General features: G+C 24.3%; 24 protein-coding genes and 3 tRNA genes. 14 read left to right on the top strand and 13 right to left on the bottom strand.

The features are described from left to right. Positions 1–19: 19 nt before the first annotated feature. Positions 20–92, bottom strand: a tRNA-Ile gene (locus D9V67_RS02880). A gap of 143 nt (positions 93–235) precedes the next feature. On the opposite strand from D9V67_RS02880, the gene D9V67_RS02875 reads away from it, so the two are divergent. Next, a tRNA-Asn gene (locus D9V67_RS02875) sits at positions 236–308 on the top strand. 35 nt (positions 309–343) lie between these two features. On the opposite strand, the gene D9V67_RS02870 is transcribed toward D9V67_RS02875, so the two are convergent. Next, complete coding sequence (locus D9V67_RS02870; protein WP_158359953.1) at positions 344–652, bottom strand: DUF496 family protein; 309 nt, start codon at positions 650–652, stop codon at positions 344–346. Between the two features lie 98 nt (positions 653–750). Between D9V67_RS02870 and sbcB the strand changes: the two genes are divergently transcribed. Further along, positions 751–2,196 carry an exodeoxyribonuclease I gene (gene sbcB / locus D9V67_RS02865; RefSeq protein WP_158359951.1) on the top strand — a complete coding sequence of 482 codons (1,446 nt, stop codon included), beginning with the start codon at positions 751–753 and terminating at the stop codon, positions 2,194–2,196. On the opposite strand, the gene murI is transcribed toward sbcB, so the two are convergent. The 3 genes from murI to mutY all read right to left on the bottom strand — a co-directional run bounded on the left by murI (position 2,183) and on the right by mutY (position 4,337). After that, the gene (murI, locus tag D9V67_RS02860) at positions 2,183–2,965 is read right to left on the bottom strand and encodes a glutamate racemase (protein WP_158359949.1); all 783 of its coding nucleotides are present in this window, start codon (positions 2,963–2,965) and stop codon (positions 2,183–2,185) included. The two genes, sbcB and murI, sit on opposite strands and share 14 nt — an antisense overlap. Positions 2,966–3,030: 65 nt before the next feature. Further along, positions 3,031–3,264 carry an oxidative damage protection protein gene (locus D9V67_RS02855; protein ID WP_158359947.1) on the bottom strand — a complete coding sequence of 78 codons (234 nt, stop codon included), beginning with the start codon at positions 3,262–3,264 and terminating at the stop codon, positions 3,031–3,033. Positions 3,265–3,284: 20 nt separating this feature from the next. Further along, positions 3,285–4,337, bottom strand: coding sequence for an A/G-specific adenine glycosylase (gene mutY / locus D9V67_RS02850; protein ID WP_158359945.1), 1,053 nt, complete (start codon positions 4,335–4,337; stop codon positions 3,285–3,287). A gap of 119 nt (positions 4,338–4,456) precedes the next feature. Here mutY and trmB point away from each other — a divergent pair, with 119 nt between their 5' ends. Further along, a complete protein-coding gene (gene trmB, locus D9V67_RS02845; protein ID WP_158359942.1) occupies positions 4,457–5,176 on the top strand; it encodes a tRNA (guanosine(46)-N7)-methyltransferase TrmB in 720 nt (239 codons plus the stop codon). Between the two features lie 10 nt (positions 5,177–5,186). Here the strand turns inward: trmB and hemW are convergent, their stop codons facing one another. From hemW to dnaB, 5 genes are all read right to left on the bottom strand, one after another. Next, a complete protein-coding gene (gene hemW, locus D9V67_RS02840) occupies positions 5,187–6,317 on the bottom strand; it encodes a radical SAM family heme chaperone HemW (RefSeq protein WP_158359940.1) in 1,131 nt (376 codons plus the stop codon). A 44-nt stretch (positions 6,318–6,361) separates the two neighbouring features. Further along, a complete protein-coding gene (locus tag D9V67_RS02835; RefSeq protein WP_410051818.1) occupies positions 6,362–6,949 on the bottom strand; it encodes a YggS family pyridoxal phosphate-dependent enzyme in 588 nt (195 codons plus the stop codon). 124 nt (positions 6,950–7,073) lie between these two features. After that, positions 7,074–7,496, bottom strand: a complete 423-nt coding sequence (gene ruvX / locus D9V67_RS02830) for a Holliday junction resolvase RuvX (RefSeq protein WP_158359936.1) — start codon at positions 7,494–7,496, stop codon at positions 7,074–7,076. Between the two features lie 13 nt (positions 7,497–7,509). Beyond that, entirely contained in the window at positions 7,510–8,466 is a 957-nt protein-coding gene (gene gshB / locus D9V67_RS02825; protein ID WP_158359934.1) for a glutathione synthase, read from the bottom strand. Positions 8,467–8,811: 345 nt separating this feature from the next. Beyond that, positions 8,812–10,209 carry a replicative DNA helicase gene (gene dnaB / locus D9V67_RS02820; protein ID WP_158359932.1) on the bottom strand — a complete coding sequence of 466 codons (1,398 nt, stop codon included), beginning with the start codon at positions 10,207–10,209 and terminating at the stop codon, positions 8,812–8,814. A gap of 450 nt (positions 10,210–10,659) precedes the next feature. Here dnaB and ssb point away from each other — a divergent pair, with 450 nt between their 5' ends. Further along, on the top strand, positions 10,660–11,172 hold the full coding sequence (gene ssb, locus D9V67_RS02815; RefSeq protein WP_158359930.1) for a single-stranded DNA-binding protein: 513 nt from the start codon (positions 10,660–10,662) through the stop codon (positions 11,170–11,172). A gap of 175 nt (positions 11,173–11,347) precedes the next feature. After that, positions 11,348–11,923 carry an NfuA family Fe-S biogenesis protein gene (locus D9V67_RS02810; protein WP_158359928.1) on the top strand — a complete coding sequence of 192 codons (576 nt, stop codon included), beginning with the start codon at positions 11,348–11,350 and terminating at the stop codon, positions 11,921–11,923. A gap of 18 nt (positions 11,924–11,941) precedes the next feature. Here the strand turns inward: D9V67_RS02810 and ansA are convergent, their stop codons facing one another. Beyond that, entirely contained in the window at positions 11,942–12,958 is a 1,017-nt protein-coding gene (gene ansA, locus D9V67_RS02805; protein WP_158359926.1) for an asparaginase, read from the bottom strand. Positions 12,959–13,297: 339 nt separating this feature from the next. On the opposite strand from ansA, the gene D9V67_RS02800 reads away from it, so the two are divergent. Genes D9V67_RS02800 through deoD form a run of 3 tightly spaced genes read left to right on the top strand, consistent with a single transcriptional unit; the run spans position 13,298 to position 16,920 of the window. Then, on the top strand, positions 13,298–14,893 hold the full coding sequence (locus tag D9V67_RS02800; RefSeq protein WP_158359924.1) for a peptide chain release factor 3: 1,596 nt from the start codon (positions 13,298–13,300) through the stop codon (positions 14,891–14,893). Between the two features lie 46 nt (positions 14,894–14,939). Beyond that, the gene (locus D9V67_RS02795; RefSeq protein WP_158359922.1) at positions 14,940–16,160 is read left to right on the top strand and encodes a phosphopentomutase; all 1,221 of its coding nucleotides are present in this window, start codon (positions 14,940–14,942) and stop codon (positions 16,158–16,160) included. Between the two features lie 46 nt (positions 16,161–16,206). Next, on the top strand, positions 16,207–16,920 hold the full coding sequence (gene deoD, locus D9V67_RS02790; RefSeq protein ID WP_158359920.1) for a purine-nucleoside phosphorylase: 714 nt from the start codon (positions 16,207–16,209) through the stop codon (positions 16,918–16,920). Between the two features lie 35 nt (positions 16,921–16,955). Here deoD and D9V67_RS02785 read toward each other — a convergent pair. Beyond that, positions 16,956–17,040 (bottom strand) — tRNA-Ser (locus D9V67_RS02785). Positions 17,041–17,507: 467 nt separating this feature from the next. Between D9V67_RS02785 and aroK the strand changes: the two genes are divergently transcribed. The 4 genes from aroK to trpS all read left to right on the top strand — a co-directional run bounded on the left by aroK (position 17,508) and on the right by trpS (position 21,157). Continuing rightward, complete coding sequence (aroK, locus tag D9V67_RS02780) at positions 17,508–18,029, top strand: shikimate kinase AroK (protein WP_158359918.1); 522 nt, start codon at positions 17,508–17,510, stop codon at positions 18,027–18,029. 43 nt (positions 18,030–18,072) lie between these two features. Further along, complete coding sequence (gene aroB / locus D9V67_RS02775; RefSeq protein ID WP_187308336.1) at positions 18,073–19,155, top strand: 3-dehydroquinate synthase; 1,083 nt, start codon at positions 18,073–18,075, stop codon at positions 19,153–19,155. 269 nt (positions 19,156–19,424) lie between these two features. Beyond that, positions 19,425–20,111: a ribulose-phosphate 3-epimerase gene (gene rpe, locus D9V67_RS02770; protein WP_158359912.1), complete on the top strand. Its 687-nt coding sequence runs from the start codon at positions 19,425–19,427 to the stop codon at positions 20,109–20,111. Between the two features lie 20 nt (positions 20,112–20,131). After that, positions 20,132–21,157 carry a tryptophan--tRNA ligase gene (trpS, locus tag D9V67_RS02765; RefSeq protein ID WP_158359910.1) on the top strand — a complete coding sequence of 342 codons (1,026 nt, stop codon included), beginning with the start codon at positions 20,132–20,134 and terminating at the stop codon, positions 21,155–21,157. Between the two features lie 54 nt (positions 21,158–21,211). On the opposite strand, the gene tsgA is transcribed toward trpS, so the two are convergent. Next, positions 21,212–22,393, bottom strand: coding sequence for an MFS transporter TsgA (tsgA, locus tag D9V67_RS02760; RefSeq protein WP_158359907.1), 1,182 nt, complete (start codon positions 22,391–22,393; stop codon positions 21,212–21,214). Between the two features lie 352 nt (positions 22,394–22,745). Here tsgA and D9V67_RS02755 point away from each other — a divergent pair, with 352 nt between their 5' ends. Both D9V67_RS02755 and fkpA read left to right on the top strand, forming a co-directional pair. After that, positions 22,746–23,963 (top strand): aspartate aminotransferase family protein, encoded by a 1,218-nt coding sequence (locus D9V67_RS02755; RefSeq protein ID WP_158359905.1) that lies wholly within the window; start codon positions 22,746–22,748, stop codon positions 23,961–23,963. A 204-nt stretch (positions 23,964–24,167) separates the two neighbouring features. Beyond that, on the top strand, positions 24,168–24,926 hold the full coding sequence (gene fkpA / locus D9V67_RS02750; protein ID WP_158359903.1) for an FKBP-type peptidyl-prolyl cis-trans isomerase: 759 nt from the start codon (positions 24,168–24,170) through the stop codon (positions 24,924–24,926). The last annotated feature ends 43 nt before the right edge of the window (positions 24,927–24,969 follow it).

Below are 24,969 nucleotides of genomic sequence, written 5' to 3'. Positions count from 1 at the left end.
TAAGTTTTATTGTTTTTGATGGCCCTTGCTGGATTTGAACCAGCGACCAAGCGATTATGAGTCGCCTGCTCTTACCACTGAGCTAAAGGGCCATTTTTTTTGCTATCTTTACTATAAATCAATTTTTTCTAATAATCTATATTTCTTTTCAAAATTTTATACTTTTTTTAAAAAAAAATTTTTTTTTGTATATATGTTTGACAGCTATTCAAAATTTTGATATATATGTTTATATTCCTCTGTAGTTCAGTTGGTAGAACGGCGGACTGTTAATCCGTATGTCACTGGTTCGAATCCAGTCAGGGGAGTAAATAAATATTTTTAATAAAAAATATAATATTTTTTAATCAATAATCATTTTTAAATCTCTTGATAAATTTCTTTTTTCTTTTGATAGATCTGCGCTTTTGACAATGTAATCATCTACTCTATCTTCATAGTCATTTTTCATCATGAAAATTATTTTTTTTATTTCATCATAATTCATATCTGATGTAATATATTGACTCAGATTATCTAAAAGTAATATTCTTTTTTGATTATCTCTGATTTTTTTCTCAATATCACATATTTCTCTTTTAATTTTGTTTTTTCTTCTAAATTTATGTACAAATTCTAGCACGTTTTTGAAGGATTTTTTTGTATCTGCCATTTTAAAAACCTTTTAAGTTTTTGAATAAATAAATTTGTCTTAATAAAATTGATATTTTAGCATTTTAATATTTTATTTAATTACTAAAATAAACAACAATGATACTACTTAAAAAAAATATACCTACTTTTTTGTTTTATGATTATGAGACTTTTGGAACACATACAGCACTAGATAAACCTGCTCAATTTGCATGTATTAGAACAGATATGAATTTGAATATAATTAATCCTCCGCAGTGTTTTTATTGTTTTCCACCAGATGATTATTTACCTGATCCTAATTCTATTTTAATTACTCATATCACCCCTCAATATACACAAAAACATGGGACTAATGAATATTATTTTACTAAAAAAATATATAATATTTTAACGGTATCTAATACTTGTATTGTTGGTTTTAATAATATTAATTTTGATGATGAAATTACAAGAAATATATTTTATCGAAATTTTTTTGACCCTTATGAATGGAGTTGGAAAAATGGTAATTCTCGTTGGGACTTATTAAACTTAATACGAGGATGCTATGCTTTAAGACCAAATGGTATAAAATGGCCTAAAAATGAATTAGGAATATCTAGTTTTAAGCTTTCTCATTTAACAAGTGTTAATAATATTAAACATTTTAATGTACACGATGCGCTATCAGATGTATATGCGACTATTGAAATAGCAAAACTAATTAAAAAAAAACAACCTAAATTATTTAATTTTTTTTTCAAAAATCGTAATAAAAATAAACTATATAAATTAATTGATTTAAAAAAAAATAAACCCATAGTGTATATTTCTAGTTATTTTGGTACTGTACGTCATAATATGACTTTTATTCTTCCTATAATATGGCATAAAAATAATAGAAATATATTAATTGCTATTGATTTATTTAAAGATATAAAAAAAATAATACTATTTTTTCAAAATATACCTTTTCCATATTATGACTTTAAAAATCTATTTAATTTAGGAATTGTGTTATTACATCTTAATCGTTGTCCTATTTTAGCACCTATAGAAGTAATTCGTGAAAATGATTATAAACGATTGCAATTAAATACTGCTTTATATAACAGTAAAATTAAATATTTAAGAGAAAACAAAGATTTTATTAATAAGATACAAATTATTTTTTCTCAAGAAATTAATTATAATCAATCTTTAAATGTAGATTTACAAATCTATAATTCTTTTTTCAATTTATATGATAAAAAAAATATAAAAAGTATCAGAGATGCTGAACCGATTTTTTTAAAAAATATTAATTGTAATTTTCATGACTCTCGCTTACAAACTTTATTTTTTCGTTACCGTGCTCGTAATTTTTTTGAATTACTAAATAATCATGAAAAAAAAATATGGTTAAAACATTGTTTTGAAATTATACATCCATACTCTTTAGAAGAATATAAAAGTACAATTAAAGATTTATTAAAAAAATATTCTTCTGATTCAGAAAAAACTATCTTACTAAATCATTTATTAATTTATATTTTTAAGAAATATGAAGATTTATTAAATAAATATGTTAATTTAAATTAATATTTTTTATTTTTTTGAAGTGATATTTTTTTAAAAAATATAATAATTCTTTTAAATTATTATTATATTTTGAATAAAAAATAATATTTTCTTGTATATTTTGTTTGATATTTAATTGTTGTAGATATTTTTTAATTTTATATACTACTGCTTCTTTTGAATCAATAAAATAAATAGATTTATATAGAATTTCTTTTATATCTTTTTTTAAAAATAAAAAATGGGTACAACCTAATATGATTGTATCAGGTTGTACTGAAAGAGTAGTCCATGCTTTAAAAATCTTTTGAAATTCTTGTTTTTTAATTTTAATTCCTCTTATTTTTTTTTCTGCTATTAAAGCTAATTTATTTGTAGCTATTATTTTAACAATATAATTAGAAGGATTATGACATATGATGTTTTTAGTATAAAAAGAATTAACTGTTGCTTTAGTAGCTATTAAACCAATAATTTTATTTTTAGTTAATTGTTTAGCAGATTCAATATCAGGAAATACTCCAATAATAGGAAAATTGAATGTTTTTCTTAACAAAGACAAACCTATAGTACTTGCTGTATTACATGCAATTATAACGATATTAATAGGATATTTTTTTTTTATTGTCTTAATAATTTTTATACTTCTTTCAATAATGAAGCATTCTTTTTTATTTCCATAAGGAAAAGCTTGATTATCTAACATATAAATATAATTCATATTTGGTAGTATTTTTTTTATATGGTTTAATATACATAAACCACCTATTCCAGAATCAAATATAAGCACTTTATAATTTTTTTAATATGATGAGTATTATATAAAATAACAATATTTTTTTATATGTTATATATTTATTTTTTAAATAAAAATAGTTTCATATGTTTTTCTATTTTTTTACGATCTTCAAGATTAAACATATTAAGTTTTTGTTCATTTATTAAAATAGTTTGTTGAATAATCCATGTTTTCCATGCTTTTTTAGAGATTTCATTGTATATTTTTTTTCCTAATTGACCTGGATATATTTGAAAATCTTGACCTTCAGATTTTTCTTTTAAAAATGTACAAAAAATTATACGACGCATTATTTTTTTATTTTCCTTTTTTAAAAAATATTTTTTTTAAAGTTCTCTAGTATTTTTTGTACAGGTTTTGATAATCCTATATGTTGAGGTTTTTTTAGATCATACCAAAGACCAGTATTATTTTTTTTACAAAATTTTAAACAAGAGGATAATGGAATTAAAATAGGATAGATATATAAAATAAAGTGACTAAATTTATGAATAAATGGTTTTATTTTTTTATATGTATTTGTATTGATCTTTTTTTCTTTTAACCAATTTAGAGCTTTTTCTTCAGTATCAAAACTTGGAAAGCAAAATAAATTTTTCCAGATTTTTTTTTCTATGTTTTTTTCCATCCATAGAGTATTATTAAATTGTATTAAAGTAAACCAAGATGTTTTTATAGGGTATATTTTTTTAGTATTTTTTAAAGGATAATTTTCCCATTTTTGTTTTATTTTTGCAATACATCTTTTACTTAATGGACAAATTTCACATTTTGGTTTTTTAGCAAGACAAATTAATGCACCTATATCCATCATGGCTTGATTAAATTTTCCAGTATTGTGTATTGGTGTCACTATTTCAGTTATATGCCATAATTTTTTTTCTATTATTCTATCTTTTAAAGACCCTATAATACCATAATATCGAATTAAAACTCTTTTTACATTACCATCTAAAATAGGAAAAAAAAAATTTAATGATAAGGATAAAATTGCTCCTGCTGTAGATTTTCCTATTCCTGGTAGTTTAATAACATCTGAAAAGTTACTAGGAAATATTCCATAATATTTAGCAGTAATAATTTTAGCGGATTTGTAAATATTTCTAGCTCTATTATAATATCCTAGACCGCTCCATAAATATAAAACTTCATCTAATGAACTATTATTTAAAGATTCTATATTAGGAAAATTTAATATAAATTTTTTAAAATATGGAATTACAGTTTTTACTGTAGTTTGTTGTAACATTATTTCAGATATCCAGATAATATATAATGTTTTATTTTTTTGCCATGGTAAATCTTTTCTACCATTTATGTGATACCAGTTGATAACTAATTGTGAAAAATTGTATATTGTCATTATAATAAAAACCGTATTTATAAAAAGTAATAGTTGTATTTTTTAAATATTTTTAATTATTAATGATTAAAACATCAAATAAACATTTATTTAGTTATAAATAAAACTTTTAAGTAGATATGAAAAATAATATCCTAATACCTCAGTATAATAAAAATGGTATTTTTTTGCGTCAAATTCGTAGTTTTGTATGTCGCAGAAGTCGTATTACTCAATCCCAGTTAAAATGGATTAAAAAGTATTGGCCTTTAATGGGAATTGATTTCCAATTAGAGGCGTTAAATTTTTTATATATATTTAATTGTGATGCTCCAATTGTATTAGAAATTGGTTTTGGTTCAGGAGAATCTTTAGTGCAAACTGCAATCAATTTCCCCGATAAAAATTTTTTAGGAGTAGAAGTATATAAATCAGGGATAGGATCTTGTTTGCATTTTGCTCATATTGCGAAAATTAAAAATTTAAGAGTTATTTATCATGATGTAACAGAAGTCATTCATAATATGATTATGGATAATACTTTGTCAAAAGTTCAGATTTTTTTTCCAGATCCTTGGAAAAAAAAACGTCATCATAAAAGAAGACTAATACAAAGTAAATTTTTAGAAGCTATCTCTAAAAAATTAATAGTTGGTGGTACATTACATATTGCTACTGATTCAGAAGAATATGCTTTCTATATATTAGAAGAAATAAAAAATATTAAAAATTATATTAATTTATCTAAAAAAAATAATTTTATTTTACGACCTATTTCGCGTATAACAACTAAATTTGAAAAAAAAGGACACATGCGAGGTAATAATATTTTTGATTTATTATTTCAGTTACAAGAATAGAATATTTTATTCAGTTTAAGAAAATTTCTAATAATAAATTTAAAAAAAATTTTCCTTTTTTAGTTGTATACCAATAATTTTTTTTATTAGTTAAAAATCCATTTTTTATTGCTATTTGAATTTGGTTTTTAATAACTATTTCATTTACATTTGTTTTTTCTCTAAAATGTTTTTTTAACACTGGTTTATATAATCTAAAAACATTCATAAAATATTCAAATACTTGATCTTTTTGAGAAACTGAATGTATAGAATTAAGATAATTACCATGTAAAAAATCATTAATATTTTTATTTTTAAGAGTTCTAAGAACTTTACCATTTTTTTGTGTAATTTTTCCATGAGCACTACAACCTATTCCTATATAATCGCCAAAATTCCAATAATTAAGATTATGTTGACATTGATAATTTGGTTTTGAATATGAGGATATTTCATATTTTTTATATCCTGATTTTTCTAGTAATTTTTCTCCTTGTATCAACATTTTAAAAATGAGATCCTCGTGAGGAAGTTTTATTTTTTTAGAATAAAATGGAGTATTAGGTTCTATACTAAGTTGATACCATGATATATGTGATGGATTATGTTTAATAGCATTTTTTAAATCTAATAACGTATCTTCTAATATCTGATCCGGTAAACCATACATTAAATCTAAATTAAGATTATTAATAATTTTCTTTGATTCTTTAATTGCATTAATTGCTTCTTTTGAATCATATGTACGTTCTATTTTTTGTAATAAATTAGAGTTAAATGTTTGAATACCTAAAGAAAAACGATTAACACCAGCATTTTTATAATGAATGAAACGTTTATATTCCATTGTTTTAGGATTTGCTTCTATGCTAATTTCTGCATTTTTAGAAACTAATGCTCTTTCTTTAAGACCATAAATTAATTGTTTTATAGATGAAGCTTTCAATAAACTAGGTGTTCCACCACCAATGAAGATAGTATTAATTTCTCTATTATTAATTAGTCGTAAATCTTGTTCAAAATCTTTTAGTAAATGTTCGATGTATTTTTTTTCTGGAATATTATCTTTACTTACATATGAATAAAAATCACAGTATCCACATTTTTTTAAACACCAAGGAATATGAATGTATAGGCTAATAGTTTGTAGTTTACACATAATAATATTTTCGTTTTATAAAATTAACATGGAATTGAAGCCCTTTATTTGTCAAAAATATCACGTCCAATTCTTATCATGTTACTTGTAGCAATTAAAGATTTTTTTATATCGAAACTAGTACCTAATGATAAAGTATCTACTGAGATATATCTTTTTTTTAATTTTTCAAAAATCGTTTTTATTTGTTTATATTGAATGCTATTATCTATAGAATTTTTGTTTATTGCAGGCATGGCCATAATTCCTCTTAAATTAAGATGAGGCATTAAATAAATGCTTTCTGCTAATTTTTTATAATCTTTGATATATACTCCATTTTTATTTTTTTCTTCAGAAATATTTATCTGTATTAATACATTAATTGGAGGTAAATTTTTAGGTCTATATTTATTTAATAAAATTGCAATTTTTTCTCGATCAATTGTTTGGCACCAGTGAAAATTTTGAGCAATAATTTTAGTTTTTTTAGATTGTATTTTACCAATAAAATGCCAAATAATATTTTTATAATTTTTTAATGCTTGTATTTTTACAATACTTTCTTGGATATAATTTTCTCCAAATTCTTTTATTCCTATTGATATTGCTTTTTTAATTACATTAATATTTTGGTTTTTAGTTACTGCTATAATTTTAATTTTTTTTAAAGGAAGATTATTATTTTTAATAATATTGTCTATTTTTTTTTTATTAAATTAAAATTTATATCAATTTTTTTCATTTTTTTTCACCTTGTGCATTGTTATAATAATATCAGATATTAAATATATTATGACTAAACCAACTTTCTAGTATAATTACTGCTGCTAAAGAATGAACTTTTTCTTTTTTTAATAATGCTTTAAATCCACCTTTTTTAAAAATTATTGATTTAGCTTCTACAGTACTTAAACGTTCATCATGCATTTTTACTATAATATTAAATTTGCATTTTAATAAATGAGCAAATTTTTCTGATCGATTTGTTATATTTTGCTTTGTACCGTTTATGTTTAATGGGAGTCCAACGATTATGAATTTAGGCTCCCAATATTCTAATAAATTTTTTATGATATGCCAATTCGGTTTCCCGTTATGTGCGTTTAAGGTATTTAAAGGTCTTCCTTTTTTAATAATATCCTCTCCAACAGCAACTCCAATTTTTCTCATACCAAAATCGAATGCAAGAATTATCATTTTATAATCTCTATTATGTTTTTTTTTCAATATAATCTAATAATAAACCAGTAATAGAAATATGTGTTTGTGATTCAATTTCACAAATACATGTTGGACTTGTTACATTGATTTCTGTTAATTTATCTCCTATTACATCTAATCCAACAAAAATTAATCCTTTTTTTTTCAAAATAGGTGACAAATGATTAGCAATTTCCCAGTCGGTGCGGCTAAGTGGTTGTACTTTACCTATTCCTCCAGCAGCTAAGTTAGCTCGTGTTTCTCCAATTGCTGGCATTCTAGCTAGACACCAAGATATAGCTTTACCATTAACAATTAAAATTCTTTTGTCACCATTTTTAACATCAGGTAAATAAGTTTGAACCATACAATATTTTTTTTCGTAATTTGTCATTATCTCAATAATTACTGAAAAATTAGAATCGTTTTTTTGAATACGAAAAACACTAGTACCTCCCATTCCATCTAATGGTTTTATTATAATATCTTGATGTTTTTCCCAAAATTTACGTATTTGCAAATAACTTCTAGTTACTAAAGTTGTTGCAGTAAGTTCAGGAAACCATGATGTAAATATTTTTTCATTACAATCTCTTAAGCTTTGAGGTTTATTAACAACTAATACGCCTTCGTCTTCTGCTCGCTCTAGAATATATGTTGAATAAATAAATTCGGTATTAAATGGAGGATCTTTACGCATTAAAATAACATCTAATTCATTTAATGGAATATTTTTTTCTTCAATAATTGTATGCCATTTTTCTATATTCCTTTTTAATTTAATTAAACGAATACGTGCATATGCATATCCTTTTTTTAAATAAAGATCATTCATTTCCATATAATAAATCATATGATTTCTTTTTTGTGCTTCTAGTAAAATTGCAAAGCTTGAGTCTTTATTTATATTAATGGATTCAATAGCATCCATTAATATTCCAATTTTTAATTTTTTTTTATTATACATGTATTTAGTCTTAGTAATTGAATCATTACTCTTATAAAGAGATAATGTTTTTTAGTTACTGAAATCACTGAATATACTGATATATTTCAAGCTAAAATAATATTATTTTAATTATTTTATTATCTTTTTAAGATATATTGATAAACTTATTTGCATCAATAGTAATTTTATAAAATTTAATATTTTTTTTGAATATTTAAAGAATTTATTTAAAAAAGAATCAATTTTTTTATTAATTAAATAATTAAAAAAATATTTTTTGATCATTGTAATTTATATTGTTTTTTTCTAAATAACTAAAAAAATAAAAATATTTATTAAAAATAGTAAATATATTTTCAATATTTAATCATATTTAGGACCAGAGTAATTATCAAATCTAGACCAGTGTCCATTGAAAGTTAAACATACTGTGCCAATAGGACCATTTCTTTGTTTTCCTATTATGATCTCTGCTATTCCTTTAAAATCACTATTTTCATTGTAAATTTCATCACGGTATATAAACATTATTAGATCTGCATCTTGCTCTAAAGAACCTGATTCACGTAAATCTGAATTTACCGGTCTTTTATCAGATCTTTGCTCTAAAGAACGATTAAGTTGTGAAAGTGCGATAACAGGTACTTGTAGTTCTTTTGCTAATGCTTTTAGAGTTCTAGATATTTCTGCAATTTCAAGAGTTCTATTTTCAGATAAAGATGGTACTCTCATTAATTGTAAATAATCTACCATAATTAAAGTTAATCCATTATTTTCACGGTAAATACGACGAGCTCTAGAACGAACTTCATTAGGAGTTAATGCTGAAGAATCATCAATATAGATATTCTTTTTTTTAAGAAGTACATTAATAGTTCCAGACATACGTGACCAGTCTTCATCGTTTAATTGTCCAGTTCGAATACGTGCTTGATTAACTCTGGATAAAGATGCTAACATACGCATCATAATTTGTTCTCCAGGCATTTCTAAACTAAAAATTAAAACTGGTTTATCATAAAGCATAGCAGCATTTTCACATAAATTCATTGCAAATGTTGTTTTTCCCATGGATGGTCTTGCGGCAATGATAATTAATTCAGAAGGTTGTAAACCTGATGTTTTTTTGTTTAAGTCTTGATATCCTGTATTAATTCCTGTCACTCCGTCATGCGGTGATAAAAATAACTTTTCGATACTAGAAACAGTTTCATCAAGAATTTGTTCAACATTTTTTGGTCCTGAGTCTTTTTTAAAGCGTTTTTCTGCAATTTTGAAGACACTTGATTCTGCATAATCTAATAATTCTTCACTTTTTCGGCCTTGTGTGTCGTATCCAGCATTAGCTATTTTATTAGCTACTAATATCATTTCTCTTACTATTGCACGTTCTCGGACTATATCGGCATATGCAGTGATATTTGCAGTACTAGGAGTATTTTTTGAGAGTTCAGCTAAATAAGAAAATCTACCCACACTCTCTAATTTTCCTTTCTGTTCTAAAGATTCAGATAAAGTAATTAAATCAATTGGATATCCTAAATCAAGAAGTTTTTGCATTTCTTGAAAAATTAAACGATGTGGTTTACTGAAAAAATCATCTGCAACAACATGTTCTGAAACTGTATCCCATTGTTCATTATCTAGCATTAAACCGCCTAATACTGATTGTTCTGCTTCTAAAGAATGTGGTGGAATTTTTAATCTATTAATTTGATGTAAATATAATTTATTTTTAGCCATATTTATTGCATATACCATTATTTAGTTAATTTCTATAAAATTATATCGTAATATTGCAATAATACACTATCTAGAGATCAATCTATTTTAAGTCTTTTTTTTATAATTATTGTAGTTTTTTCTATATAATATGCAATATAATATGCAACTAAAAAATCATTAAACGTATTTGATAATCAAAACCTATATATATGGATTATAAGAATGTATCTTTAGCTAAATTTTATTAGATAATAAATATTCTTAATTATGTATTTTGTTAGTTTTTTAAAATATCATGATATTTTTTTATATATTATGATAGTAAGTATAAATTTTTAATAATGTAAGTGATAATATTTTTTGAAAAATATTAAAAATAATATAGCATTTTTTATGGTATGGATCATACTAAATAAAATATTTACGATATATAGTTAAAAACTATAAAATATATTATTTTTAATATTTTAAAAATGGAGTTTTACGATGGCTAGTAGAGGTGTTAATAAAGTTATTCTTATTGGACATTTAGGACAAGATCCTGAAGTTCGTTATATGCCGAATGGAAATGCAGTAGTAAACATGACATTAGCAACTTCAGAGAATTGGAAGGATAAGAATACTGGAGAAAATAAAGAAAAAACTGAATGGCATCGAATAGTCTTATTTGGTAAATTAGCTGAAATTGCTGGTGAATATCTTAGAAAAGGATCTCAAGTATATATTGAAGGATCGTTGCAAACTAGAAAGTGGCAAGACCAAAATGGTCTTGAGCGTTATACTACAGAAATTATTGTTAATATTGGTGGTACAATGCAGATGTTAGGTAGTCGAAATTCTAATGTACAGACAATAACAAAAAATGATAATAATCTTAATTCAGTAAAAGTTAAAAAAACAGATAAATCAGATTTTGAAAAAAATACAGAACAATATACATCTAGAAAAGAATCAGTTCATTCTTCAGATCTTGATTTTGATGATGAAATTCCATTTTAATATATTTTTTTTAAAATTTACTTGTTAAAGCCCCATGTTATGGGGCCATACGTTTTTAAATCACATTTAGTGTTTTTATAAAAAATTAATTTTATATCTTATTGAAATTATCTTGTATTATTTAAAATAAATGAGTAAAATTATTTTTTAAAAAATATTTGTTAAAATAACTATTATGATTACTGTATCGAAAAACGCACAAAAACATTTTCAAACACTTTTATTACAAGAACCTTCTGATACTCATATTCGAGTATTTGTTATTAATCCAGGTACAATTAATGCAGAATGTGGAATAGCATACTGTCCAGCAAATGAAATAGAAGAATCAGATATTCAATTAAAATATGATCAGTTTTTTATTTATGTTAACAAAAATATTATTTCATATTTAAAAAATGCAGAAATTGATATCTTAATTGATAAAGTGAGCTCCCAACTAACTTTAAAAGCTCCATATATCAAGAATAATAATTTTAAAAAATCTTCTTTATTAGAAGAGAAAATCAAATATTTTTTAAATGAAAAAATTAATCCTCATTTATCTATGCATGGAGGAAAAGTTCATTTAATTGAAATTAGTAAAAAAGGAGTTGCTAAAATACAATTTAGTGGTGGTTGTAATGGCTGTTCAATGATTGGATTAACTTTAAAAGAGGCAGTTGAAAAAAAAATATTAAACGCTTTTCCTGAAATAAAACAAGTATCTGATGATACAGATCATTTACATGGAAAACATTCATTTTATTGAATCGATAAATCAAAGATCTCAAATAGGTGTGAGTTCACCACGTAAATTATTTTGCATTTGAAAGCAAATTTTTTCTTTTGAAATATTTTGACTTAATAAAAAATGCAATTTAGTTAAAGCTGCTTCTACTGTCAAATCAAAACCACTAATAACACCTACTTTTATAAGCGAGCTTCCTGTTGCGTATCCATGCATATTAACTCTTCCAGAAACACATTGTGTTAAATTAATAATAATAATATTTTTTTTGTATGCTAGGTATAATTCTTTTAAAAAATCTCTATTTTGAGGAGCGTTTCCTATTCCATATGTGCATAAAATTAATGCTTTTACTGGATATGATAAAGAATGCTTAATAACTTTACTAGAAATTCCTGGATAAATAGTGATTATACTGATAGGTTGTGGTGTTATTTGATAGACTTTTAATTTTTTATAATGATTTTTCATGTCTTTTTTTTTGTATAAATATTGAATATTTACCCCTATTTCTAATAATGGTGCTAAATTAGGAGAAGAGAAAGCGTCAAAACCATTAGCATGTGATTTCGTTGCTCTATTACCTCTATATAATTTATTATTAAAAAATAAAGTGACTTCATGAATAGGATAATTTGCAGCCATGAGAAGAGAGTTTAATAAATTTTGACGACCATCAGAACGAATTTTTGATAAAGGTATTTGAGAACCTGTTATAATTACTGGTTTTTCTAAATTTTCTAATATAAATGATAAAGCAGAAGCTGTATATGCCATTGTATCTGTTCCATGAAGAATTACAAAACCATCATATTTATAATAATTTTCTCCAATGTCATCCGCAATAACTTGCCATTCTATTGGTGTCATATTAGAGGAATCGATTAATGGTTGATATTCTTTTATAGTAAAATATGGCATTTCTGGACTATGAAATTCAGGCATATTTATGAGTTGTTTTTGAAGATATCCAGAAACTGGAATATATCCATATTTTGATTTTTGCATACCTATAGTTCCTCCAGTATATGCAATATATATATTTTTTTTCTTCATTAAAAAGCTCTTTTATCATGTATTTTAGTATTATAAACACTTATATTACAATAATATTGTAAATATTATCTATATTTAATTTTTTTTAAAAAAATGATATATTTTTTAAAAAATCAAAAAGATTTTAACGAATATTTTATTAATCTATTATATTTTTAAAGATTAAAGAAATATTTTATTATAATTTTTTTTATAATCTTATTGTTTTTTTTAAATAAATGAAGATTACTTATATATGAGATTTTTTTAAAATATATGTTTAATGTTTTTTATTAAATAAGGTAGAGAATATTGTTTGATAAATTTAAAATATAAAGTATTTTGTTAACGAGTGTATATATGTTTAATATAAATCATAAACAGGAATTAAATAAAAGAAGAACTTTTGCTATTATTTCCCATCCTGATGCTGGAAAAACTACTATTACTGAAAAAATGTTATTTTTTGGAAAAGCTATTCGCTCTTCAGGGACAATTAAAGGAAGGGGGAGTGGAAAATATGCAAAATCAGATTGGATGAATATTGAAAAAGAACGTGGAATTTCTGTCACTACTTCTGTTATGCAGTTTACATATAAAAATATTTTAATTAATTTACTGGATACTCCTGGTCATCAAGATTTTTCAGAAGATACATATCGTATTCTTACTGCTGTAGATTGTTGTATAGTAGTAATCGATGCTGCTAAAGGTGTAGAAGAGAGAACAAAAAAATTAATAGATGTAACACGTATTCATAATACTCCTATTATTACTTTTATTAATAAATTAGATCGTGATAGCCGAGAACCAATAGAAATTTTAGATGAAATTGAGAAAAAATTAGAATTGAGTTGTATTCCTATCACATGGCCTATTAGTTGCGGAAAAAATTTTAAAGGTGTTTATCATATTCATGATAAAATAATTTATTCATATAAAAATAGAGCTTTAAATAAAAATTTTTTTTTAGATTTTCGAGACGTATATAGCTCATCTAATAAACTTGTAAAAAACTATCTTGGAACAGATTTATCCAGACATATACATCAAGAATTGGAATTAATTATTAATATATATCCAGAATTTGATAATAAAAAATTTTTAAAAGGTAGTTTAACGCCTGTTTTTTTTGGTAGTGCTCTTGGTAATTTGGGTATTGATCATTTATTAAGCGGTTTAATACGATGGGCTCCTTCTCCTCTATATCGTAGAAGCAATAAGCGTATTGTAAAACCTGAAGAAAAAAAATTTACAGGTTTTGTATTTAAAATTCAAGCTAATATGGATTTAAAACACCGTGATCGAATAGCTTTTATGAGAATTGTTTCAGGGCAATATACACAAGGAATGAAATTAAGACATGTACGAACAAAAAAAAATATAATTGTCTCTGATGCATTTTCTTTTTTAGCAGGAGATAGATTATCAATAAAAAAATCTTATCCTGGTGATGTTATAGGAATTCATAATCATGGCACAATAAAAATTGGAGATACTTTTACACAAGGAGAAGATCTCAAATTTATTGGTATCCCGAGCTTTGCACCAGAAATCTTTCGTTGTATTTTTTTATCTAATCCCCTTCAACAAAAAAAATTAATAAAAGGTTTAATTCAGTTATCAGAAGAGGGAGCTGTTCAAGTGTTTCGTCCTATAACTAATAATAAATTAATTTTAGGTGCTATTGGAGTGTTACAATTTGATGTTGTTATTGCACGATTAAAAATAGAATATAGTGTTAATGCAATATATAAAGAAGTTAATGTTATTCTTGCGCGCTGGATTGCATCCAAAAATGATTATAGTATTAAGAATTTTTTAAATAAACACAGTGCTTATTTAGGATATGATAGTTCTAATAGTTTAATATATTTAGCACCTAGTAATGCTAATTTAAAAATAGTTATGGAACAAAATCCTGATATTTTTTTTGAAAAAACAAGAGAACAATAATATTACAATAATAGTTATTTTAAAAACAATTTTTGGATATTTCATAATGAAACGAGTTTTTTTAATGGTTCTAGATTCTTTTGGTATAGGTTTTAGTTCTGATGCTAAAAAATTTAATGATATTGGTGCAGATACATTTGGACATATATCTGAACAATGTTTTTTAGGTCAAGCTAATATAGGTAGAAAAGGCGTTTTAAATATACCTAATTTAGTAAAGTTAGGATTAATAAAAGCTTCTGAAAAATCAACAGGAAAATTACCTTTAGGATTTAATAATAATTCAAAAATTATTGCTAGTTATGGTTTTGCTAGTGAAATATCTTCTGGTAAAGATACTACCTCAGGACACTGGGAAATTGCAGGAGTACCTGTTTTAGACGATTGGTTTTATTTTAAAAATATACATAATAGCTTTCCTGATGTTATTTTAAAAGAAATTATTTACAAATCAAAATTATCAGGTTTTATTGGTAATTGTCATGCATCAGGAACTAATATTATAAATGATTTAGGTGAAGAACATATTCAAACAAATAAACCTATTTTTTATACTTCTACAGATTCTGTATTTCAAGTAGCATGTCATGAAGTTTTTTTTAAATTATCTAATCTTTATCGATTATGTGAGAATATTCGTTTCATTTTAGATAAATATCAATATAAAGTAGCAAGAGTAATTGCAAGACCGTTTATTGGAAATAAATCACATTTTCAACGTACTGGTAATAGACGTGATTTTTCAATAAAACCTTTTGAAACGACTGTCATGAAAAAACTAATAGATGAAAAAAAAGGAAAAGTTATTGCAATTGGTAAAACTTCTGATATTTTTGCTGGAATAGGAATAAGTAAGAATGTAAAAGCAAATGGTTTAAATGCATTATGTGACTCAACGATTAGTGAAATAAAAAAATCAAAAAATAATACATTAATTTTTACTAATTTAGTAGATTTTGATTCAAATTGGGGGCATCGTCGTGATGTTGCTGGATATGCTAAAGGCTTAGAGCTTTTTGATTCTAGATTATCTGAGATAATTGATTTAGTAACAGAAAATGATTTATTAATTTTAACTGCAGATCATGGATGTGATCCTACTTGGAAAGGAACAGATCATACTCGAGAAAATATTCCTATATTACTTTATTCACCAGGTATTAAAACAAATTTTCTAGGACACCGTAAAACGTTTTCTGACATAGGACAAACTATTGCTAAGTATTTTTTATTATCTAATATGTCATATGGTGAAAATATGCTTTAAATATTTTAGATGTTTCTAAATCATATATTAAAAAAGGAAAAGATTAGTGTCGACGCCTCACATTGATAGTCAAAAAAATGATTTTTCAGATGTAGTTCTTATGCCAGGTGATCCTGTACGAGCCAAATATATTGCTAAGAATTATTTGAGTAATTGTGTACAGATAAATAGCACTCGTTTGATGTTAGCTTATACTGGATTTTATAAAAATAAAAAAGTTTCAGTAATGAGTCATGGTATAGGAATACCATCTGCATCTCTTTATGTTAGAGAATTAATTCTTGAATATAATGTAAAAAAAATTGTGCGAATAGGAACTTGTGGTACGGTATCAAATGATATAAAATTACGTGATATAGTTATTAGTATGGGGGCTTCTACTGATTCAAAGGTCAATAGAATAGGATTTAATAATCATGATTTTGCTGCTATTTCTGATTATAATATGCTTCATGCAGCAGTTCAAATCGCAAAAAAAATGAATATTGAAGTTTATGTTGGTAATTTTTTTACCACAGACTCTTTTTATAATGATGATAAAAATATGTTAGATATTTTGAAAAAATATAATATTCTCGGTATAGACATGGAGACTGCTGGAATATATGCAGTAGCTTCAGAATTAAGAGCACAAGCATTATCAATATGCACGGTTTCTGATCATATTGAAAAAAAAGAAAAAGTTTCTTCAAAAGATAGAGAATCAAGTTTTGAGGATATGATTAATATTGCTTTAGAATTAATTATATTGCATAAATAGATATTTTTTTACAAATACTAAATATATAATTTTTTTGGTGAGAAAGGGATTCGAACCCTTGATACGTTTCCATATACACGCTTTCCAGGCGTGCTCCTTAAGCCTCTCGGACACCTCACCTTGTGGTTTTTTTTATGATATAATTAGATTTATTATTTATACTTTATAGAATATATTAAACTAAACAAATAAACTACGTCAAGTTTTTGCATGATTTTATCTTATAAAAAACTAATCATTTATAGTAAATAACTATAATTTTATATTTTTTAAAAGAAAAATAGAAAAAATTATTGTGATTCTGATAGAATGTTTCTTGAATTTAAAAAAAATTTTAAAATATTTTTGACGACATTTAATTTTTAATTAATTACAAGGATACAAGTTATTAATGAAATAAAAATAAAAATATTTTACTATGCATATAGAATTTATTTCTCTATAAAATATAAAAGATTTTAATGAATTTTAAAAATTACAATAATTTATTTAAAAAATAAATTTAATTCTTATTTTAATATTTATGTCTTGCCGGCAAAATATGCCGAGCACAGGTATTATTAACAAATGATTTTAATAATAAAAAAATGGCAGAAAAACGAAATATCTTTCTAATTGGACCAATGGGTGCTGGAAAAAGTACTATTGGTCGTCAATTATCTCAGCAACTTAATATGGAATTTTTTGATTCTGATCAAGAGATTGAGAAACGTACGGGTGCAGATATAAATTGGGTTTTTGATGTAGAAGGTGAAAGTGGTTTTCGTGTAAGAGAGCAAAAAATTATTGATGAATTGACTAAAAAACAAGGTATCATATTAGCTACAGGAGGAGGATCTGTTACATTTAAAGAAACTCGTAATTTTCTATCAGCTCGTGGTATTGTAATTTATTTAGAAACAACAATCGATAAACAATTATCACGTACTAAAAGAGATAAAAAAAGACCATTATTACAAGTCACAGCTTCAAATCGAACTGTACTAGAAGATTTAGCTTATAAAAGAAATCCTTTATATGAAAATATTGCAGATATTACAGTGCAAACTGATAATCAAAGTGCTAAATCTGTAGCGTTTAACATCATTAATTTATTAGAAAAAATATAGTTAATTACTTAGAATAAACAATTAATGGAGTATAAATAAAATTGTGGAAAAGTTAACAGTTATTCTAGGAAAACGTAGTTATCCTATAAAAATAGGTTCAGGTATTATTAAGGAAGATAATATTTTTTGGCCTTTAAAGCCAGGAGACCAAGCTATGTTAGTCACTAATAAAACGTTAGCTAACCTTTTAAAAGATAAAGTTTTTTATCATTTAAGAAAATCTGGTATAAAAATAGATCAGGTGATTCTTTCAGATGGTGAACAATATAAAACACTAAATGAAATGGAAGTAATTATTTCTGCTTTATTAGAGAAAAAACATACTCGTGATACTACGTTAATTGCATTAGGTGGAGGTGTGATAGGTGATTTAACTGGTTTTGCAGCTTCTGTTTATCAGAGAGGTGTTCGTTTTATTCAGATTCCAACTACGCTATTATCTCAAGTAGATGCTTCTGTTGGTGGCAAAACATCAGTTAATCATTTATTTGGTAAAAATATGATTGGTTCTTTTTGGCAACCATCTTCTGTAATTATTGACGTTGATTGTTTAAAAACACTTCCGTATAATCAATTAGTATCTGGAATGGCTGAAGTTATTAAATATGCTATTATTTTTGATGAATCATTTTTTTCTTGGTTAGAAGAAAATATTGAAACTATTTTATCACTAGATTATAAAGCTATATCCTATTGTATAAAAAAATGCTGTGAACTAAAAGCAAAATTAATTTCTCTTGATGAAAGAGAAAAAAATTTTCGAGCATTATTAAATCTTGGTCATACTTATGGTCACGCTATTGAAGTGCATGCTGGTTATGGGAATTGGTTGCATGGAGAAGCAATATCAGCAGGTATAGTCATGGCCGCTCGTACTTCAGAATTACTTGGAAATCTAGAAAAAAACGATTTCAAAAGAATATTAATGTTATTAAAAAGAACTGGTTTGCCTATTAAAGGACCAAAAAATATGTCAGCTGCTTCATATATTCCGTATATGATGCGAGATAAAAAAGTAATTTCAGGGGAAATTAGATTAGTTTTACCATTATCTATTGGAAAAGCAGAAATTTATAGTAATATAGATAAAAATATTATTCTAAGTGCTATTAAAGACTCTCAATAATTTTTTATTATTTAAAATAAGTTATTTTATATATTTTTGCATCATAATGTTTTTTGCTCTTATAGTTTTATTCTTTAAAAAATTACATATTTTATATTTTAATTAATATATTTAGAATTATCAAAGTAAAACTATAGAGAGTAAAAATAATATTATATTATTTATATTGAGATTATTTAAAATAATAAATCATTAGATTTATATAATTAATAATATTATTTTTTTAGATTATAGATGTAGTTAATTTAGAAAAAGATAGGAATATGAAGATGAAAAAATTCTTTTTAGCTCCATCAATTTTATCTGCTGATTTTGCTCGTTTAGGAGAAGATATACAAAAAGTAATAGATGCAGGAAGTGATTTAATACATTTTGATGTTATGGATAATCATTATGTACCGAATTTAAGCATGGGTCCTATGGTTTTAGAATCACTTCGTAAGTATAATATTACAGCTCCAATTGATGTTCATTTAATGATACAACCAGTAGATAATCTCATTCCTCAATTTGCTAAAGCTGGAGCTAATTTCATTACTTTTCATCCAGAAGCAACACAACATATTGAAAGAACATTACAATTAATTAAAGATCACGGATGCAAAGCAGGATTAGCGTTTAATCCAGCTACACCACTGAATTTTCTTGATTATATATTAGAGAAATTAGATTTAATTTTATTAATGTCAGTAAATCCAGGATTTGGAAACCAGTCTTTTTTACCTGCTACATTTAATAAATTACGAGAAGTAAGAAAAATTATTGATAGTAATTTTTTAGATATTATTTTACAAGTAGATGGTGGTGTAAAAGTAGATAATATTGCTGAAATAGCATTTTCTGGTGCAAATTCTTTTGTTATAGGTTCAGGAATATTTAAATTTTCTAATTATAATCTTATCATTCAAGAGATTCGAAAAGAACTAAAATATGCTCATTCTAAATCTATTCATTAATATTTTATGTAGGATATACAATGATTTTTTCTAAACCTATTTTGTTTAGTGCTATACAACCTTCTGGAAAATTAACTATTGGAAATTATATAGGAACTATGCGTCATTGGTCTAAAATGCAAGATGATTATGAATGTTTGTACTGTGTGGCTGATTTACATTCTCTTACTGTACAAGTTAAACACTCTTTTTTAGAAAAATCAATACTAGATACTATATCTTTTTATTTAGCTTGCGGTGTTGATCCCAATAAAAGTATTATTTTCATTCAATCACATGTTCATCAACATAGTCAATTAAATTGGATTCTTAATTGTTTTAGTCAATTTTCAGAATTATCTCGTATGACACAATTTAAAACAAAAAAAACAATAATAGAAAATAATTATTTTAAAAAAATAAATGTAGGTTTATTTAATTATCCTATTTTAATGGCATCAGATATCTTATTGTATCAAACTAATTTTGTTCCAGTAGGACGTGATCAAAAACAACATGTAGAATTGACACGTAATATAGCTAATCGTCTAAATTCTTTATATGGAAATATATTTACATTACCTACACCTTTAATTAGTGAATACGGTTCTAAAATAATGAGTTTGTTAGAACCTAAAAAAAAGATGTCGAAGTCTGATATTAATGAAAAAAATGTAATTTTTTTGTTAGATGATATATCAAGTGTTGTTTCAAAAGTAAAAAATGCTATGACTGATTCAGAAAAATCATCAAAAATATATTTTGATTTAGAAAAAAAACCAGGTATTTCAAATTTATTAGAAATTTTTTCTGCTCTTACCAATAAAGAAATTCATATTTTATCACAAGAGTTAGAAGGTGTAATGTATTCTGAATTTAAAAATATAGTTTCAGAGCATCTATCTAAATTTCTATTGCAATTACAACAATCTTATTTTAAATATCGTTGTAATGAGTCTTACTTAAAAAAAATAGCTTATGAAGGTGCTTTAAAAGCTCAGTTAAAAGCTGAAAAAACTTTAAATGATATCAATTCAAAATTAGGATTGATTCCATTTTTAAAATAAACCAGAAATTAGTTTTCTTCTAGTTTATTTATAAGAACAAAAAATATAACGGTTCTAAAATAAATTATTACATATTATTTTTCGATATTTTGTATTAATATAAATTAATAAAGATAGTAAAAATACTATACTATATAATATATTTGAACTAATTAAAGTAGCATATAGTCCTTTATATTCAACAATAGGACTAGTTACAATAAATGTAAGCAAAGTTCCTATAGTACCAAAGAATAAAATTAAATTTATTAATTTTGGAGAAGGTTTTTTTGTTTGTAATGAAGCTAATGTTATGATAATAGTATAAATTGCACTAGAAAAAAAACCTAAACTAATTATTATATATTGCAATACTAAATAATTGTTACTATGTATAAAACAATACATAAGAACTGTAGAAATTCCTGAGAGAAATATAAACATATGATGTAAATTAAAAAATTTAATTATTATACTAAAACACCACATTCCTATCATATAAGACATCCAAAAACTACCAACTAAACTACCAGTTTGTTTTATATTGATATTCAGTATTTCAGTCGTATATTGCGGAATCCAAGAAATAAAACCTAATTGTCCTAATATATATAATAATGCTGAAAGAGATAATAAAATTACATTTATATTCCATATATTTTTTATTTGTTCTTGATTTGTATTTTTATTTTTTAATTTAGAAAAATCTAAGTTAATGGTTAAAAGTATAATAAATAAATAAATTCCTCCTATACATATATAAGACCAATACCAAATAATTTTTTTTTCTAAAAGATAAGCACTAATAACAGGAAAGATCATACCTGACATACTGAAAAAAGAATCAGTTAATAATAATTTTGAACCTCTTTTTGATCCTGAATATAGATGAGTGATAAGAAATGTACCAATTGACATTGTAATTCCACTTACCAATCCAAGTATAAACATATTTATTGAAAACAAAAATACACTATGACAAAAAATAATACCTATGATAGCTATGACTGTAAGTATAAAACCAAATACTAATTGTTTTTTTAATGATATAATTTTTATTAACCAAGAATTAAGTAAAATTGCTATTAAGATACCTCCGTTTAAAAAAGTAAATATATTACTCATTTGAGATATAGATAAATTAAAATAATTAGCAATATTTCCCATGATTATACCTGTAACAACAATTAATGCACCTGTAAATGCATATGAAAAAAAACTGATCCATGTAAGTCCTATTCGATTTCTTTCTGTCATTTTTATCACCTTTTTATAAATTTTAATATTTATAACAGTATCGTTTATTATTGAGTATTTTCAATACATCATATGATATTTTCTAATATTTTTTTATTTATAATTTAAAAAGAAATATTTTCTAAAAAAATATAATAATATTATTAATAAAATAAGTTTAATTTTACTGGAATATGATGTATATTTTATTTTAAAAATTTATAAATTCTATTTTAATTTTAATATATATAAATTAATTAATTATCTAATAAAGCTTTATACTTTTTTTATAGTATTTAAAACATCTCTCTTTACTTATTAAAATAGTTTTCTAAAAGTTTTTTATTATAACAAATACTCTTTAGGAAATTTAATGATATCAAAAAAAAGATTAATTACACGCGATACTTTTAACAAGCTAATTTTACCTGTTTACAATCCTTTATCTTTTGTTCCAGTAAAAGGAATAGGTAGTCGTATTTGGGATCAACAAGGAAAAGAATATATTGATTTTTCAGGTGGAATTGCTGTAACATCCTTAGGGCATTGCCATCCTTTATTAAATCAAGTTTTAAAAGAACAAAGTGAAAGATTATGGCATTTAAGTAATGTTTTTACTAATGAACCAGCTCTTAGATTAGCTCAAAAATTAGTTTCTTCTAGTTTTGCATCAAGAGTTTTTTTTGCAAATTCTGGTGCAGAAGCAAATGAAGCTGCTTTTAAACTAGCACGTTACTATTCATCTCAAGTATATAATGTTCAAAAAAACAAAATTATTTCTTTTTATAATTCATTTCATGGACGTACATTTTTTACTGTTTCAGTAGGAGGTCAATTAAAATATTCTAATAATTTTGGCCCAAAACCTTCAGGAATTATGCATGCTTCATTTAATGATATTGAGACTGTAAAAAGTCTTATTGATCATGATACTTGTGCAGTAGTTGTAGAATTAATACAAGGAGAAGGAGGAATAATACCGGCAACAGTTTCTTTTATTAAAGACTTAAGAGTATTATGTAATCAATATAATGCATTGCTTATTTTTGATGAAATACAAACAGGAATTGGTAGAACTGGAAAATTATTTGCTTATCAGCATTATAATATTATTCCAGATATTCTAACTCTTGCTAAATCTTTAGGTGGAGGTTTTCCGATTAGTGCAATGTTAACTACAAAAAAAATTGTATCAATTATTACGCCTGGAATTCATGGTACTACATATGGAGGAAATCCTCTAGCGTGTGCTGTAGCGGAATCTGTTATCAATATTATTGATACAAAAAAAGTTTTATCTGGAGTTCAAGAAAAATTTGAACACATCAAATCTGAATTAAATGTTATTAATAAACGTTTTAAATTGTTTAAAGAAATACGAGGTCGCGGTTTATTAATCGGTATTGTATTAAAATCTGAGTTTTCTAATAAAATACGTGAAATATTAAATTTTGCACTATTAGAAGGAGTAATTTTTTTAACAGCTGGCAATGATGTTATTCGTTTAGCCCCATCGTTAATTATTGATAAAATTGATATTACTGAAGGTATGAAACGTTTTTATCGTGCCTTAGAAAAAGTTTTATATTAAAACTAAATTAGTTTTTTATATATTTTAATATTGAACAATTAATAATCTATATAAAAAATTAAATTTAATATAAAAGTATCTTATAAAATTAGTAAATATGTATCTTGAATTAGACAAATTCATTTTCTAAAAAGAATAATCTATTTGATAAAATAGTACTGATAATAAAAAAAATATTTTGTAGATATTTTTTTGGAGTCATAAATGATTTTTTTTCTTTTAAAAAGAATAATATTATTATGTATAATATTATATATTCCACAATCGTTTTCAGGAGCATTGTTACAGAATATTGATATACAATCTTCTTTACAAAACAATAACATATTTAAAAATAATGACAAACTAAGTTATTCTTTAGGGGTTTCATTAGGAGAATATGTAAATCAATCTTTTAAAAAACAAAAAAAAATAGGAATAACATTAGATAAAAATAGTATTCTAAATGGAGTTCAAGATGCAATCTCTGGTAATTTAAAGCTCTCTCGTCAAGAAATTTCTGTCATTCTACATGAATTAGAAGAAAAATTAGCTAATGCTAATAAAATTCAAATTGAAAAAAATGCTAAAGAAAATTTAGTTCAAGGTGAACTATATATGAAAAATTTTTCGAAACTTAAAGGAGTTAACAAGACATCTAGTGGTCTTTTATATCTTATAGAAAAAGAAGGTCATGGCGAAGTATTAACAAATAATACAAAAATTACTGTACATTATAAGGGTATGTTAATTAATGGTATAGAATTTGATAATTCTTATATAAGAGGTAATCCTATTTCATTGATGCTAAAAGATGTAATAATCGGTTGGCAAGAAGGCTTAAAACATATAAAAAAAGGTGGTAAAATAAAATTAATTATACCTCCTCATTTAGCATATGGAGATAGAGTAGTTAATGGTATTCCAAGTAATTCTACCTTAATTTTTGATATAGAATTATTAGATGCTATTAATACGGTCTAATATTATTATAAATAATGATTTATTTTAAAAATATAAATAATAA

Origin of the sequence: Buchnera aphidicola (Brachycaudus cardui) (genome assembly GCF_005081945.1) — a bacterium.
Taxonomy (GTDB): domain Bacteria; phylum Pseudomonadota; class Gammaproteobacteria; order Enterobacterales; family Enterobacteriaceae; genus Buchnera; species Buchnera aphidicola_AN.
Note: the sequence above shows the minus strand (reverse complement) of the source record. Positions and strands in the feature narration are given on the sequence as shown.